Annotated in this window: 16 protein-coding genes; 6 read left to right on the top strand and 10 right to left on the bottom strand. The window is 64.8% G+C overall.

Annotated features, from left to right (window positions below):
* Window positions 1-24: 24 nt before the first annotated feature.
* The 4 genes from infA to trxB form a co-directional block, all read right to left on the bottom strand.
* A complete protein-coding gene (gene infA, locus ACYCAX_RS00930) occupies window positions 25-243 on the bottom strand; it encodes a translation initiation factor IF-1 (RefSeq protein ID WP_002553999.1) in 219 nt (72 codons plus the stop codon).
* Between the two features lie 105 nt (window positions 244-348).
* Window positions 349-1,056, bottom strand: a complete 708-nt coding sequence (locus tag ACYCAX_RS00925) for an arginyltransferase (RefSeq protein ID WP_015477460.1) — start codon at window positions 1,054-1,056, stop codon at window positions 349-351.
* Between the two features lie 31 nt (window positions 1,057-1,087).
* Window positions 1,088-1,792 (bottom strand): leucyl/phenylalanyl-tRNA--protein transferase, encoded by a 705-nt coding sequence (gene aat, locus ACYCAX_RS00920; RefSeq protein ID WP_015477459.1) that lies wholly within the window; start codon window positions 1,790-1,792, stop codon window positions 1,088-1,090.
* Window positions 1,793-1,831: 39 nt separating this feature from the next.
* Window positions 1,832-2,782 (bottom strand): thioredoxin-disulfide reductase, encoded by a 951-nt coding sequence (gene trxB, locus ACYCAX_RS00915; protein ID WP_015477458.1) that lies wholly within the window; start codon window positions 2,780-2,782, stop codon window positions 1,832-1,834.
* Between the two features lie 170 nt (window positions 2,783-2,952).
* On the opposite strand from trxB, the gene ftsK reads away from it, so the two are divergent.
* The 6 genes from ftsK to ACYCAX_RS00885 are packed head-to-tail and all read left to right on the top strand — an operon-like array spanning window position 2,953 to window position 10,481.
* Window positions 2,953-5,418, top strand: coding sequence for a DNA translocase FtsK (gene ftsK / locus ACYCAX_RS00910; protein WP_442961245.1), 2,466 nt, complete (start codon window positions 2,953-2,955; stop codon window positions 5,416-5,418).
* Window positions 5,419-5,437: 19 nt separating this feature from the next.
* Window positions 5,438-6,061 (top strand): outer membrane lipoprotein chaperone LolA, encoded by a 624-nt coding sequence (gene lolA / locus ACYCAX_RS00905; protein ID WP_294972520.1) that lies wholly within the window; start codon window positions 5,438-5,440, stop codon window positions 6,059-6,061.
* Window positions 6,062-6,097: 36 nt separating this feature from the next.
* Window positions 6,098-7,423, top strand: coding sequence for a replication-associated recombination protein A (locus ACYCAX_RS00900; RefSeq protein ID WP_294972524.1), 1,326 nt, complete (start codon window positions 6,098-6,100; stop codon window positions 7,421-7,423).
* 46 nt (window positions 7,424-7,469) lie between these two features.
* Window positions 7,470-8,750 carry a serine--tRNA ligase gene (serS, locus tag ACYCAX_RS00895; RefSeq protein ID WP_015477454.1) on the top strand — a complete coding sequence of 427 codons (1,281 nt, stop codon included), beginning with the start codon at window positions 7,470-7,472 and terminating at the stop codon, window positions 8,748-8,750.
* Window position 8,751: 1 nt separating this feature from the next.
* Window positions 8,752-10,137 carry a siroheme synthase CysG gene (gene cysG, locus ACYCAX_RS00890; RefSeq protein ID WP_294972529.1) on the top strand — a complete coding sequence of 462 codons (1,386 nt, stop codon included), beginning with the start codon at window positions 8,752-8,754 and terminating at the stop codon, window positions 10,135-10,137.
* Window positions 10,134-10,481, top strand: a complete 348-nt coding sequence (locus tag ACYCAX_RS00885; protein ID WP_294972532.1) for a lysozyme inhibitor LprI family protein — start codon at window positions 10,134-10,136, stop codon at window positions 10,479-10,481. Before cysG ends, ACYCAX_RS00885 begins: the two co-directional genes overlap by 4 nt.
* Window positions 10,482-10,593: 112 nt before the next feature.
* Here ACYCAX_RS00885 and ACYCAX_RS00880 read toward each other — a convergent pair whose 3' ends face one another.
* The 6 genes from ACYCAX_RS00880 to tusD form a co-directional block, all read right to left on the bottom strand.
* Window positions 10,594-11,595 carry a glutathione S-transferase family protein gene (locus tag ACYCAX_RS00880; RefSeq protein ID WP_294972536.1) on the bottom strand — a complete coding sequence of 334 codons (1,002 nt, stop codon included), beginning with the start codon at window positions 11,593-11,595 and terminating at the stop codon, window positions 10,594-10,596.
* Between the two features lie 88 nt (window positions 11,596-11,683).
* Entirely contained in the window at window positions 11,684-12,682 is a 999-nt protein-coding gene (locus ACYCAX_RS00875) for a glycosyl transferase family protein (RefSeq protein ID WP_294972539.1), read from the bottom strand.
* Complete coding sequence (locus ACYCAX_RS00870) at window positions 12,679-13,014, bottom strand: TusE/DsrC/DsvC family sulfur relay protein (RefSeq protein ID WP_015477449.1); 336 nt, start codon at window positions 13,012-13,014, stop codon at window positions 12,679-12,681. Before ACYCAX_RS00870 ends, ACYCAX_RS00875 begins: the two co-directional genes overlap by 4 nt.
* Window positions 13,011-13,313, bottom strand: coding sequence for a sulfurtransferase complex subunit TusB (gene tusB, locus ACYCAX_RS00865; protein ID WP_015477448.1), 303 nt, complete (start codon window positions 13,311-13,313; stop codon window positions 13,011-13,013). Before tusB ends, ACYCAX_RS00870 begins: the two co-directional genes overlap by 4 nt.
* The gene (gene tusC / locus ACYCAX_RS00860; protein WP_294972545.1) at window positions 13,313-13,672 is read right to left on the bottom strand and encodes a sulfurtransferase complex subunit TusC; all 360 of its coding nucleotides are present in this window, start codon (window positions 13,670-13,672) and stop codon (window positions 13,313-13,315) included. The genes tusB and tusC overlap by 1 nt, the downstream gene beginning before the upstream one ends.
* Window positions 13,672-14,064, bottom strand: a complete 393-nt coding sequence (gene tusD, locus ACYCAX_RS00855) for a sulfurtransferase complex subunit TusD (protein ID WP_015477446.1) — start codon at window positions 14,062-14,064, stop codon at window positions 13,672-13,674. The genes tusC and tusD overlap by 1 nt, the downstream gene beginning before the upstream one ends.
* Between the last annotated feature and the right edge of the window lie 90 nt (window positions 14,065-14,154).

Raw genomic sequence — 14,154 nt, 5'->3', positions numbered from 1 at the left:
TTCTACTGCCGGCGCTACCGTCCGTCAGCGGGCGCGGTAGGTGATACGACCCTTGGACAGGTCGTAGGGCGTCAGTTCTACGCGAACCTTGTCGCCGGTCAGGATGCGGATGTAGTTCTTGCGCATCTTGCCGGAGATGTGCGCGGTAACGACGTGCCCGTTCTCCAACTCCACGCGGAACATGGTGTTGGGCAGGGTGTCGACGACAGTGCCTTCCATTTCGAAGCTGTCTTCTTTCGACATGCAGTAGAACCCTCGGTATCTATGGTTGCCTGAAGTTTCAGGTCATTAAAAAAGGCACACATTGTGCCTGAAATTGCCTCATCACGCCAAGTGGCGCGTAATGGATCAGTTCAGCACCACCCAGCGCTGGTTCACGAACAGCTCGATTGGCCGGTACTGGGTCTTGTAGTTCATCTTCCGGCAGTTCTTGATCCAGTAGCCGAGATAGACCGCATGCAGGCCAAGGCGGTGGGTCTCGGCGATCTGCCAAAGGATGGCGAAGCGGCCCAGGCTGCGGCGCTCTTCGTCGGGGTCGTAGAAGGTGTAGACCGCCGAGAGTCCATTGGGCAGCACGTCGGTGACGGCCACGGCCAGCAGGCGGCCCTGCAGGCGGAACTCGAAGAAGCAGCTGAACGGCAGGTCGCGCACCAGGAAGGTGGCGAACTGGTCGCGGCTGGGCGGGTACATGTCTCCGTCAGCGTGGCGTTGCTCGATGTAGCGCATGTACAGCGCGTAGTACTCCTCGGTGAAGGTCGGCCGCTTGCGGAGGATCTCGAGGTCGGTGTTGCGCTTGAGGATGCGTTTCTGCTGGCGGCTGGGCTGGAAGCTGGTGGCCGGGATGCGCGCCGGGATACAGGCGGTGCAGTGCTGGCAGTGGGGGCGGTACAGGTGCTCACCGCTGCGCCGGAAGCCGACCTCCGAAAGCGAGGCATACAGCTGCGTGTCCATAGGCTGACTGGGGTCGAGGAACAGGGTGGTGGCCTGCTCCTCGGGCAGATAGCTGCATGGATGCGGCTGTGTGGCGTAAAACTTCAGGCGGGCGAGCTCGGTCATCTTCAACCCCTGCGAGGACCCTCTGGCAAGTTTATGTCAGGCTGGGCTGGTCCGCTTGGGAAGTCCAGTCCAGTAATGGCGATTGGTCGAGATGGCGGCGCAGATAGGCGGAAAATTCCCGTCGGGAGATGGCTCGCGCACCAAAGCTGTGCAGGTGCTGGGTCGGCATCTGGCAGTCGATCAGTTCGAAGCCGGCAGTCTTCAGGCGCTGCACCAGGCCGACGAACGCTACCTTGGAGGCATTGTCCGCGCGGCTGAACATGGATTCGCCGAAGAACAGCCGGCCAATGGCCAGCCCGTAAAGGCCGCCGACCAACGCGTTGCCGTCCCAGGCTTCCACCGAATGTGCGATGCCCATGCGATGCAGCTCGCAGTAGGCCTGCTGCATTGGCGTGGTGATCCAGGTGTCGTCGGCGTAGTCGCGCGGGCCGGCGCAGCCGTGGATGACCTGCTCGAAGGCCTGGTCGATGGTGACCTGATAGCGCTGCTGGCGGATGAGCTTTGCCAGGCTGCGGGAAACGTGCAGTTCGTCGGGGAACAGCACGGTGCGCGGATCGGGCGACCACCAGAGGATCGGCTGGCCGTCCTGGTACCAGGGGAAGCAGCCGTGGCGATACGCCTGGACCAGTCGGCGCGGGTCGAGATCGCCGCCGGCCGCGAGCAGGCCGTTGGGCTCGTGCAGGGCCTTGTCCAGGGGTGGGAAGTCGAAGTTGTCGCGAGAAAGCCAATTGAGCATGGGTGGAGGAGGGGAGGGCGGGCCTCCCCCTTTGACCGATCAGTTGTCGTCGAGGAACTTTTCGGCGTCCAGCGCGGCCATGCAGCCGGCGCCGGCGGAGGTGATTGCCTGGCGGTAGACGTGGTCGGCCACGTCGCCTGCGGCGAACACGCCTTCGATGCTGGTCTGGGTGGCGTTGCCTTCGGCGCCACCCTTGATCTTCAGGTAGCCGTCATGCATTTCCAGTTGGCCGGTGAACAGGTCGGTGTTGGGCTTGTGGCCGATGGCGATGAATACGCCGGACAGGTCCAGTTGGCGGGTTGCGCCACTTTCGGTGTTCTTCAGGCGTACGCCGATCACGCCCATGTCATCGCCCAGGACTTCGTCCAGGGTGGTGTTCCAGTGCAGGCGCACGTTGCCGTTCTGGGCTTTCTCGAACAGCTTGTCCTGGAGGATCTTCTCCGAGCGCAGCTTGTCGCGGCGGTGGATCAGGTGCACTTCCTTGGCAATGTTGGACAGGTAGAGTGCTTCTTCCACGGCGGTGTTGCCGCCGCCGACCACGCAGACCACCTGGTTGCGGTAGAAGAAGCCGTCACAGGTGGCGCAGGCGGAAACGCCCTTGCCCATGAAGGCCTGCTCGGAGGACATGCCCAGGTACTGCGCGGAGGCGCCGGTGGCAATGATCAGCGCGTCGCAGGTGTAGGTGCCGCTGTCGCCCTTGAGGGTGAAGGGCTTTTGCTGCAACTCGGCGGTGTGGATGTGGTCGTAAACGATCTCGGTATCGAAACGCTGGGCGTGCTGCTCCATGCGCTGCATCAGGGCGGGACCGGTCAGGCCCTCGACATCGCCGGGCCAGTTGTCGACTTCGGTGGTGGTGGTGAGCTGGCCGCCGGGCTGGATGCCGGTGATGACAACAGGCTTGAGGTTGGCGCGCGCGGCGTACACGGCAGCGGTATAGCCCGCGGGGCCGGAGCCCAGGATGATCAGGCGCGAATGCTTGACTTCACTCATAAAAAGACTCCATAAGCCTTTGTCACGTAAGAGAATGCATGCTCCAATTGAGCAGCCGAAAATCGGTGATGGGCTATGCTACACCGAACCTCGGAAAGCCGGCAAAAGCGCCGTCGGACGCTTCCGGGCTCGCTGGCATCGGCTGGCCAAAGCCGTACAATAGGCCTGTTTTGAGGCTCAACGACTCTCGGACGCGCGTAGAGCGCAGGAATAGACGCGTTTTGAAGGACACCACCACAGCAAGCCATGCCGCCGCCTGGCGTCAGCAACTGCACTATCGCCTGAAGGAAGGGGCGTTGATCGCGCTGGGCGCGCTCTGCCTTTACCTGTGGATGGCGCTGCTCACCTATGATCCGTCCGATCCGGGCTGGAGCCATTCCAGCCACGTCGAACAGGTGCAGAACGCCGCCGGTCGCCTGGGCGCACTGAGCGCCGACATCCTGTTCATGGTGCTGGGCTATTTCGCCTACCTGTTCCCGCTGCTGCTGGCGGTGAAGACGTATCAGGTCTTCCGCAAGCGGCACATGTCCTGGGAATGGAGCGGCTGGCTGTTCTCCTGGCGCCTGATCGGCCTGGTATTCCTGGTGCTGGCCGGTTCCGCGCTGGCCTACATCCATTTCCATGCCAGTGGCAGCCACATGCCGGCCAGCGCCGGCGGCGCCCTGGGCGAGAGCCTGGGGCAACTGGGGGTCAATGCGCTGAACGTGCAGGGCAGCACCCTGTTGTTCCTGGCCTTGTTCCTGTTCGGCATGACCGTCTTTGCCGACCTGTCCTGGTTCAAGGTCATGGACGTGACCGGCAAGATCACCCTCGATCTCTTCGAACTGATCCACAACGCCGCCAATCGCTGGTGGAGCGCTCGCAGCGAGCACAAGCAACTGGTCGCCCAGCTGCGCGAAGTGGATGAGCGCGTGGCCGAAGTCGCCGCGCCCATCGTTGCCGACCGGCGCGAGCAGGCCAAGGTCAAGGAGCGCCTGATCGAGCGCGAGGAAGCCCTGGTCAAGAGCGTGCAGGAGCGCGAGAAGCGTGTGGCGCCGAAGATCGACGTGCCACCGCCTGCCGTCAAGTCCGCCGAGCCGAGCAAGCGTGTGCTGAAGGAGAAACAGGCGCCGCTGTTCGTCGATACCGCCGTGGAAGGCACGCTGCCGCCGCTGTCGATCCTCGATCCGGCCGCCGAGAAGAAGCAAAGCTACTCCCCGGAATCCCTGGAGGCCATGTCGCGCCTGCTGGAGATCAAGCTCAAGGAGTTCGGTGTCGAGGTCGTGGTGGAATCGGTCCATCCGGGCCCGGTGATCACCCGTTTCGAAATCCAGCCGGCCGCAGGCGTGAAGGTCAGCCGCATCTCCAACCTGGCCAAGGACCTGGCGCGTTCGCTGGCGGTGATCAGCGTGCGCGTGGTGGAAGTTATCCCCGGCAAGACCACCGTCGGCATCGAGATTCCCAACGAAGACCGGCAGATGGTGCGCTTCTCCGAAGTGCTGATGACGCCGGAATACGACGAACACAAGTCCACCGTGCCGCTGGCCCTGGGCCACGACATCGGCGGCAACCCGATCATCACCGATCTGGCGAAGATGCCGCACTTGCTGGTGGCCGGTACCACCGGTTCCGGTAAGTCGGTGGGCGTGAACGCCATGCTGCTGTCGATCCTGTTCAAGTCCACGCCCGACGAGGCGCGCCTGATCATGATCGACCCGAAGATGCTGGAATTGTCGATCTACGAAGGCATCCCGCACCTGCTCTGCCCGGTGGTCACCGACATGAAGGAGGCTGCCAACGCCCTGCGCTGGAGCGTCGCCGAGATGGAGCGCCGCTACAAGCTGATGGCGGCGATGGGCGTGCGTAACCTCGCTGGCTTCAACCGCAAGGTGAAGGACGCGGAGGAGGCTGGCACGCCGCTGACCGACCCGCTGTACCGCCGCGAGAGCATGGAAGACGAGGCACCGTTGTTGCAGACCCTGCCGACCATCGTAGTGGTGGTCGACGAATTCGCCGACATGATGATGATCGTCGGCAAGAAGGTGGAAGAACTGATCGCCCGTATCGCCCAGAAGGCGCGCGCGGCGGGCATCCACCTGATCCTGGCGACCCAGCGTCCATCGGTGGATGTGATCACCGGCCTGATCAAGGCGAACATCCCGACCCGTATCGCCTTCCAGGTCTCCAGCAAGATCGACTCGCGCACCATTCTCGACCAGGGTGGCGCCGAGCAACTGCTGGGCCACGGCGACATGCTCTACCTGCCGCCGGGCACCGGCCTGCCGATCCGCGTCCACGGCGCTTTCGTCTCCGATGAGGAAGTGCATCGCGTGGTCGAAGCGTGGAAGCTGCGTGGCGCGCCGAACTACATCGAGGACATCCTCGCCGGCGCCGAAGAAGGCGGTGGCGGCGGTTCCTTCGAGGGTGGTGGTGGCGAAGGCGGCGAGGGCAGCGAGGACGATCCGCTTTACGACGAGGCCGTGCGTTTCGTCACCGAAAGCCGTCGTGCGTCCATTTCCGCCGTGCAGCGCAAGCTGAAGATCGGCTACAACCGCGCCGCACGGATGATCGAGGCGATGGAGATGGCCGGCGTGGTCACCCCGATGAATACCAATGGCTCGCGCGAAGTCATCGCGCCGGCCCCGATCCGTGATTGATTCGACTTCGAGGATTTCGATGCGTCTGATCCGCCTGTTGTTCGTTGCTGCGCTGGCTTGTGCTGGCGTCCAGGCCCATGCCGACGATGCCGCCGCCCAGCGTCTGAGCGGGATGCTCAGCAAGGCCCAGACCCTGACCGCACGTTTCTCCCAGCTGACCCTGGACGGCAGCGGCACCCGCCTGCAGGAAACCGCCGGTACCCTGGGCCTCAAGCGTCCGGGCCTGTTCCGCTGGCACACCGATGCACCGAACGAGCAACTGCTCATCTCCAATGGCGAGAAGATCTGGCTCTATGACCCGGACCTGGAGCAGGTGACTATCCAGAAGCTCGACCTGCGCCTGACCCAGACCCCGGCGCTGTTGCTCTCCGGCGATGTCTCGAAGATCGGCCAGAGCTTCGACATCACCGCGAAGGACGGTGGTAACGTGGTGGACTTCATCCTCAAGCCCAAGGCCAAGGACACCCTGTTCGACAGCCTGCGGATTTCCTTCCGCAGCGGCGTGGTGAATGACATGCAACTGGTCGACAGCGTCGGTCAGCGTACCAACATCCTGTTCTTCGACGTGAAGATGAACGAGGCGATGGACGCCAAGCAGTTCGTCTTCGACGTGCCCAAGGGCGTCGACGTCATCCAGGAGTGACCGGCTTCGCGCCGGATTGATCGATAGGTAAGATTCGTGGATCTGTTCAGCTCCGCCCCCGTTTCCCAGCCCCTGGCCGCGCGCCTGCGCGCGACCAGCCTGGACGAGTACGTCGGCCAGGAGCACCTGCTCGCCCGCGGCAAGCCGCTGCGTGAGGCGCTGGAGCAGGGCGCGCTGCACTCGATGATCTTCTGGGGCCCGCCCGGGGTGGGCAAGACCACCCTGGCGAAGTTGCTGGCCCAGGTCACCGATGCGCACTTCGAGACCATCTCGGCGGTCCTGTCCGGGGTGAAGGAAATCCGCCAGTCGGTGGAAGTGGCCAAGCAGCACGCTGCGCAGTACGGCCGCCGCACCATCCTCTTCGTCGACGAAGTGCACCGCTTCAACAAGAGTCAGCAGGATGCCTTCCTGCCCTATGTGGAAGACGGCACCCTGATCTTCATCGGAGCGACCACCGAGAACCCGTCCTTCGAGCTGAACAACGCGCTGCTCTCCCGCGCCCGCGTCTATGTGCTGAAAAGCCTGGACGAAGCGGCCCTGCGCCGGTTGGTCGAGCGTGCGCTGACCGAAGAGAAGGGCCTGGGCAAGCGCAACCTGAGCCTGCCCGACGACAGCTTCGCCATCCTCATGGCCGCCGCCGACGGCGATGGCCGGCGCCTGCTCAACCTGCTGGAGAACGCCTCCGACCTCGCCGAGGACAATGGCGAGATCAGCGCCGAGCTGCTGCAGAACCTGCTGGGCGACTCGCGCCGGCGCTTCGACAAGGGTGGCGAGGCCTTCTACGACCAGATCAGCGCGCTGCACAAGTCGGTGCGCGGCTCCAGCCCTGATGGCGCGCTGTACTGGTATTCGCGCATGCTCGATGGCGGCTGCGATCCGCTGTACATCGCCCGTCGCGTGGTGCGCATGGCCAGCGAAGACATCGGTAACGCCGATCCGCGTGCCCTGACCCTGTGCCTTCACGCCTGGGATGTGCAGGAGCGCCTGGGCAGTCCGGAAGGCGAACTGGCCATTGCGCAGGCTATCGTCTACCTGGCCTGTGCGCCGAAGAGCAATGCCGTCTACAACGCCTATAACACGGCGCGCCGGGACGTGGCGGAGAGTGGCTCGCTGGAAGTGCCGCTGCACTTGCGCAACGCACCGACCAAATTGATGAAGAACCTGGGCTATGGCGACGAGTATCGTTACGCCCATGATGAGCCGGATGCCTATGCGGCCGGAGAAGACTACTTCCCCGAGTCCATGGAGCCGCGCCAGTATTACCAACCCGTGCCGCGCGGGCTGGAGCTGAAGATCGGCGAGAAGTTGCGCCACCTGGCGAATCTCGACCAGAGCAGTCCGCGCAAGCGCAGAAAATCCTGAAGTGGCGCCCGCGAGCGCCGCCTGACACTAGACACGAGAAGACAGCATGCTCGATTCCAAACTGGTTCGTACCCAGCCGCAGGAAGTGGCCGAACGCCTGGCCACCCGTGGCTTCACCCTGGACGTGGCGCGCATCGAAGCGCTGGAGAGCCAGCGCAAGTCCGTGCAGACCCGCACCGAGACCCTGCAGGCCGAGCGCAACTCGCGTTCCAAGGCCATCGGCCTGGCCATGAAGAATGGCGAAGACGTCGCGCCGCTGAAGGCCGAGGTCAATCGCATGGCCGAGGAGCTGGAATCCGGCAAGCGCGAACTGGACGCCATCCAGGCCGAGCTGGACAGCCTGCTGCTGAACATCCCGAACCTGCCGCACGAATCCGTGCCGGTGGGCGCCGACGAGGAAGAGAACGTCGAAGTCCGTCGCTGGGGCACCCCGCGCACCTTCGATTTCGACATCAAGGACCACGTCGCCCTGGGCGAGCAGCACGGCTGGCTGGACTTCGAGACCGCCGCCCGCCTGTCCGGCGCCCGCTTCGCCCTGATGCGCGGCCCGATCGCCCGCCTGCACCGCGCCCTGGCGCAGTTCATGATCGACCTGCACACCCGCGAGCATGGCTACGAGGAGGCCTACACCCCCTACCTGGTGCAGGCTCCGGCGCTGCAGGGCACCGGCCAGCTGCCGAAGTTCGAGGAAGACCTGTTCAAGATCCAGCGCGAAGACGAAGCCGACCTGTACCTGATCCCCACCGCCGAAGTCTCGCTGACCAACATCGTTGCCGGGCAGATCCTCGACGCGAAGGAGCTGCCGCTGAAGTTCGTCGCCCACACGCCCTGCTTCCGCAGCGAAGCCGGTGCATCGGGCCGCGACACCCGCGGCATGATCCGCCAGCACCAGTTCGACAAGGTCGAGATGGTGCAGATCGTCGAGCCGTCCAAGTCCTGGGAGGCGCTGGAGAGCCTGGTCGGCAACGCCGAGAAGGTCCTCCAGGCCCTGGAGCTGCCATACCGTGCCTTGGCACTGTGCACCGGCGACATGGGCTTCGGCGCCGCCAAGACCTACGACCTCGAAGTCTGGGTGCCGAGCCAGGACAAGTACCGCGAGATTTCCTCCTGCTCCAACTGCGGCGACTTCCAGGCCCGCCGCATGCAGGCGCGCTACCGCAACCCGGAAACCGGCAAGCCGGAGCTGGTGCACACCCTCAACGGCTCGGGTCTGGCCGTGGGCCGCACGCTGGTCGCCGTGCTGGAGAACTACCAGCAGGCCGACGGTTCGATCCGCGTACCGGAGGCGCTCAAGCCGTACATGGCGGGCATCGAGGTCATCGGCTGAGATGGACTTCCTGCCGCTGTTCCACATCCTGCGCGGACGTCGCGCGCTACTGGTCGGCGGCGGTGATGTCGCACTGCGCAAGGCGCGTCTGCTGAGCGACGCCGGCGCAGTGCTGCGAGTCGTGGCTCCGGAAGTGCATTCGGAGCTGCGTGAGCTGATCGAGGAGGGCGCGGGCGAATTGCTCCTGCGCCCCTACGCTCAGGGTGATCTTCAGGATTGCGTTCTGGTCATCGCCGCCACCGACGACGAGCCGCTCAATGCCCAGGTTTCCCGCGACGCCAACGAGCGTGGCGTTCCGGTCAATGTCGTCGATGCGCCGGCCCTGTGCAGTGTGATCTTCCCGGCCATTGTCGACCGATCGCCACTGGTGGTGGCGGTTTCCAGTGGCGGCGATGCGCCGGTGCTGGCTCGCCTGCTGCGCGCCAAGCTGGAAACCTGGATTCCCGCGACCTATGGCCAGTTGGCCGGCCTCGCCAGCCGCTTCCGCGAGCGCGTGAAACAACGCCTGCCGGACCTGCAGCAGCGCCGCAAGTTCTGGGAAGAGGTGTTCCAGGGCCCGGTCGCCGAGCGCATGCTCGCCGGCCAGCCGAGCGAAGCCGAATGCCTGCTAGCGGACAAGCTGGAAGCACCGCAGGCCGAGTCTCGCGGTGAGGTCTATCTGGTCGGCGCCGGTCCGGGCGATCCCGATCTGCTGACCTTCCGCGCCCTGCGCTTGATGCAGCAGGCCGACGTGGTGCTCTACGACCGACTGGTTGCGTCGGCTATTCTCGAGCTGTGCCGTCGCGATGCCGACCGACTCTACGTCGGCAAGCGCCGCGCGGACCACGCCGTGCCGCAGGACGAGATCAATCGCAAGCTGGTCGAGCTGGCCCAGCAGGGCAAGCGCGTGCTGCGCCTGAAGGGCGGCGATCCGTTCATCTTCGGCCGTGGTGGCGAGGAGATCGACGAACTGGCGGCCAATGGCATCCCGTTCCAGGTCGTGCCGGGTATTACGGCGGCCAGCGGTTGCGCGGCCTACGCCGGTATTCCGCTGACTCATCGTGACTACGCGCAGTCCGTGCGCTTCGTGACGGGCCATCTGAAAGACGGCAGCACCGACCTGCCGTGGAACGATCTGGTCGCCCCCGGGCAGACCCTGGTGTTCTACATGGGCCTGGTCGGCTTGCCGGTCATCTGCGAGCAATTGGTGCGTCACGGTCGTTCCGCCGATACGCCGGCGGCGCTCATCCAGCAGGGCACCACGGTGCACCAGCGCGTGTTCACTGGCACCCTGGCGAACCTGCCGCAGCTGGTGGCCGAGCACGAAGTGCATGCGCCGACCCTGGTGATAGTCGGGGAAGTGGTGCAACTGCGCGACAAGCTCGCCTGGTTCGAAGGGCAGCAATGAGGACGGTGCATGGGGTGGCACTGGGCGTCGCTTGCGCCCTGGGTTTCGTCGTGTTGCCGGCCTCCGCCGCCAGCTTCGACTGCCGCAAGGCGAAACAGGCTGATGAGAAGGCCATCTGCGCCGACCGCCAGCTGTCCGAGCTGGATGTGCAGATGGCCACGACCTATCGCCTGCTCAGAGGGCTGTTCGCGATGGGCATGCGCGGCAATCTGGGCGATTCGCAACTCGCGTGGCTGGAGCAGCGTCGCGCCTGTGGTACGAACAAGGCCTGCCTGAAACAACGCTACCAGGAGCGCCTCGACGCGCTGCAGAAGGTCTACGACGGCATCGACAAGCCGATCTGATGCCTGGCGCCGCCCTAGCTGGCTTTTGCAGGAGCGGATTTGCCCGCGATTTCGACACGAGCATCGCGGATGGACTCCGCTCCTACGATTGCGTTCATCCCACACGCAGTGATCAGCGTTTGCGCGCGATGCCCTTGCCCGGCAGATGCTCCCGCCCGTGCGGCCCGGTGAAGTCCTGCTGCGGCCCCAGCGGTACGACGCCGGTGGGGTTGATGGTGCGGTGGCTGGCGTAGTAGTGGTTCTTGATGTGCTGGAAGTCCACGGTTCCGGCAACGCCCTCCAACTGATACAGCTCGTGCAGCCAGCCGGACAGGTTCGGGTAGTCCGCCAGGCGCCGCAGGTTGCACTTGAAGTGGCCGTGGTAGACCGCATCGAAGCGGATCAGCGTGGTGAACAGGCGCACGTCGGCTTCGGTCAGGTACTCGCCGGTCAGGTAACGCTGCTTGCCAAGGCGCTCGTCCAGCCAGTCCAGTTCGCTGAACAGCGTCTTGAAGGCCTCTTCGTAGGCGTCCTGCGTCGTGGCGAAGCCGGCGCGGTACACGCCGTTGTTCACCGCCGGGTAGATGCGCTCGTTCAATTCGTCGATCTGCGTGCGCAGCGGCTCGGGGTAGAGATCCAGGCGGTTGCCGGTGATCCCGTCGAACGCTGAGTTGAACATGCGGATGATCTCCGCCGATTCGTTGCTGACGATGCGCTGCTCGTGCTTGTCCCACAGTACCGGCACGGTGACGCGGCCGGTGTAGTGCGCATCGTCCCTGGTGTAGCGCTGATGCAGGAAGTCCAGGCCGTCCAGCTTGTCGCCGGTGGAGCCGAGGGTCTTGTCGAACGTCCAGCCATTTTCCAGCATCAGCCAACTGACCACCGATACGTCGATCAGCGACTCGAGGCCCTTGAGTTGACGGTAGATCAGCGTGCGGTGCGCCCAGGGGCAGGCCAGGGACACGTAGAGATGATAGCGGCCGGCCTCGGCGCGGAAGCCGCCTTCGCCGCTGGGGCCGGGCTGGCCATCGGCGGTGATCCAGTTGCGGCGCTGCGCGTTTTCGCGCTGGAAACGACCGTCCTTGCTGGTGTCATACCACTGGTCATGCCAGCGGCCATCGATCAACTGTCCCATCTGCGTGCTCCTGAAAGCGGGGGAGATGGGATCAGTCTATCGGCTAAGAGTCGATTGATTGGCGCAAAAACAGGATTCCAGGTATCGATTAAATCGATCTATCGCGCGCGGCCCAGCGTTTATCAGCTTCCGCGAAGGCTTCATCTCGCGAGAGTCCCATCGTGCGCAGGGCGAGTGCCATCGTTGCGCGTACCGCCAGTTCGCCGTAGGCGTCCTCTACTTCATTGCGCCAGAAGGCGACCAGATGGGCAGGGGCGAGGGTTTCGGGCTTGACGTGGCGAAGCGGCGAAAGGGCCGGCCACTCCTCGTCCCAGGCCTCGCCCTCGCGGCAGCCGTACAGATGCGAAGTGGCGTCGGGATTCATCTCGATCTCGCCGCCTTCGCCCTTGATGACGATGGTGTAGTCGCCGAGCAGGCGGCTGCCCTCGCGGTGCACCTCCTGATAGCCGGGGTGGAAGATGCTCTGCAGCACGCAAGTCGCACCCAGCGGGTTGAGCAGGCGCACGGCCGAATGCATTGGCGAGCGCAGGCCGAGGGTGTTGCGCAGGTCGATCATGTGCTGCAGGCGCGGCATCCAGTCGACCAGTGGAGCGAAGGCGATGCCCTTGGCGTCCAGCGCTTCGCTGACCGAGCTCCAGTCGCGGCACAGCGGCAGGCCGAGCTGTTCCAGCAATTGCTCGGTGTAGAGCCGGCCGGCGGTATGGGCGCCGCCACCGTGCAACAGGATGCGAGTGCCGCTGCCGCCGAGGCATTTGGCGGCCAGCAGGAACCAGGGCAGGTGGCGCTTCTTGCCGGCGTAGCTAGGCCAGTCCAGGTCCACGGCGATCTTCGGTGTCTGCAGGCGACTGCGTACGGCTTCGGTGAAGCCGGCCAGTTCCTCGGCGCTTTCCTCCTTATGCCGCAGCAGCATCAGGAAGGCGCCCAGCTGGGCTTCCTCGACCTTGTCGTCGAGGATCATGCCCAGCGCTTCGCGGGCTTCCTCGCGGGTCAGGCTGCGCGCGCCGCGCTTGCCCTTGCCGAGGATGCGAACGAACTGGGCGAACGGATGTTCTTCAGGTGTCTGCAGGACGAGCGGGGAGGCGGTCATAGGCAGTTGGTCGGCTTCGGCAGGCCGGCGAGCTTGGCGGCAAGCTTGGCCGGGGTGCCCTTGAACAGGAGGTTGAGGTGCAGGCTGCTGCCTTTTTCCGTGCCCAGGCGCTGGGCGACGTACTTGATCAGTGGCCGATTGGCCGGGGAGAGCTGGAACTCGCCGTAGAACTCACGCAGCAGTAGGAGGATTTCCCAATGCTCGGGTGTCAGGTGGATGCCTTCGTTGTGCGCCAGGGCCTCGGCGGCGGCGTCGCTCCAGTCGTCCAGCTGCGCCAGGTAGCCGTCCTTGTCCAGCGGCAGGGATTGTCCGTTGACCAATAGGGTGCTCATAGCCAGGCGTTCACCTTGTCGAAGCGGGTGCAGAGTTCGACGAAACCGGGATAGTCGACCGCGATGACGCGGGCGGGAACATCATCCATGCCGCGCGCCTGCAGGTCTTCCAGCAGGGCGAAGAGTCCGTTGGTTGCGGGCATCAGCTCCAGCACCTGGCAGGGCGCGGTGCCGTCGCGCAGGGCGTAGACGGCCTCGCCGCTCAGCAGCAGGCCGTCGTCCGGGCCGAGCAGGTGCAGGCAACTGGCGAGCCGGCCGTCATTGAAGGGGGAGTGCGAGAGCAGGTGGAGAGTAGCCATCAGATCGTGATCACCTGGTCGTGGGTTTGCAGCAGATCGCGCAGGGCGGCGGCGTCCAGCGCTTGCGCGGGGAGTGTCAGGCTGGCGGCGTCCAGGCCGCGCTCACCGAGGCTGAGCTGGCTGACATAGAGGGCTTCCACGCCGAACAGCGGCAGGGCTTGCAGGTTGGCCTGCAGGTCCTTCTGTTCAAGATTGCTAGGGCGTTGGCCGGGGGCGAGCTGGAAGACGCCGTCGTCGAGGAACAGCATCGAGATTGGCAGATCGAAGGCGCCGCCGGCCAGGGCGATGTCCAGTGCTTCGCGGGCGGCGGGGCCGGCCCAGGGAGCCTGGCGGCTGATGATCAGCAGGGACTTGGCCATCAGTCGCCTCCGAAGCAGACCAGGCGGTCCGCCAGTTGCGCCGCTTCATGCAACTGGCCGAGACCGGAAAGGTCCCAGGGCGCCTGCAGGTTGGCGGCGGGGCGGGAATAACGGTTGGCTTCCTCGTTGTTCAGCACGCCACGGCGCAGGGCGGCGGCGATGCAAACTACGCCATCCAGTTGATTGTCGGCGACGAAACGGGACCAGGCAGCGGCTACGTCCAGTTCGTCCTGGCCGGCGACAGCATTGGCCGAAGCGCTGTACACGCCGTCCTGGTAGAAGAACAGCCGGGTGATTTCATGCCCGCCGGCCAGCGCAGCCTCGGCGAAGCGCAGGGCGCGTCGGGCTGCCGGTGAATGCGGCGGGGAGAAGAGGGCGATGACGAACTTCATGGAGCAGGCCTTGGCGGCGGATTTCGCAGGATGATACGGCACTGCGTCGTTTTTTGCCGCGCAGCAGAAACGCAAAGGCTATGTCTTAGT

The sequence above is a fragment of the Pseudomonas sp. MT3 genome (assembly GCF_054720805.1).
This window is presented reverse-complemented; position numbering and strand designations above follow the sequence as displayed.

Coding starts and splice junctions, on each gene's coding strand:
- infA (WP_002553999.1), bottom strand. CDS start 243: ATGTCGAAAGAAGACAGCTTCGAAATGGAAGGCACTGTCGTCGACACC.
- ACYCAX_RS00925 (WP_015477460.1), bottom strand. CDS start 1,056: ATGACCGAGCTCGCCCGCCTGAAGTTTTACGCCACACAGCCGCATCCA.
- aat (WP_015477459.1), bottom strand. CDS start 1,792: ATGCTCAATTGGCTTTCTCGCGACAACTTCGACTTCCCACCCCTGGAC.
- trxB (WP_015477458.1), bottom strand. CDS start 2,782: ATGAGTGAAGTCAAGCATTCGCGCCTGATCATCCTGGGCTCCGGCCCC.
- lolA (WP_294972520.1), top strand. CDS start 5,438: ATGCGTCTGATCCGCCTGTTGTTCGTTGCTGCGCTGGCTTGTGCTGGC.
- serS (WP_015477454.1), top strand. CDS start 7,470: ATGCTCGATTCCAAACTGGTTCGTACCCAGCCGCAGGAAGTGGCCGAA.
- cysG (WP_294972529.1), top strand. CDS start 8,752: ATGGACTTCCTGCCGCTGTTCCACATCCTGCGCGGACGTCGCGCGCTA.
- ACYCAX_RS00885 (WP_294972532.1), top strand. CDS start 10,134: ATGAGGACGGTGCATGGGGTGGCACTGGGCGTCGCTTGCGCCCTGGGT.
- ACYCAX_RS00880 (WP_294972536.1), bottom strand. CDS start 11,595: ATGGGACAGTTGATCGATGGCCGCTGGCATGACCAGTGGTATGACACC.
- ACYCAX_RS00875 (WP_294972539.1), bottom strand. CDS start 12,682: ATGACCGCCTCCCCGCTCGTCCTGCAGACACCTGAAGAACATCCGTTC.
- ACYCAX_RS00870 (WP_015477449.1), bottom strand. CDS start 13,014: ATGAGCACCCTATTGGTCAACGGACAATCCCTGCCGCTGGACAAGGAC.
- tusB (WP_015477448.1), bottom strand. CDS start 13,313: ATGGCTACTCTCCACCTGCTCTCGCACTCCCCCTTCAATGACGGCCGG.
- tusC (WP_294972545.1), bottom strand. CDS start 13,672: ATGGCCAAGTCCCTGCTGATCATCAGCCGCCAGGCTCCCTGGGCCGGC.
- tusD (WP_015477446.1), bottom strand. CDS start 14,064: ATGAAGTTCGTCATCGCCCTCTTCTCCCCGCCGCATTCACCGGCAGCC.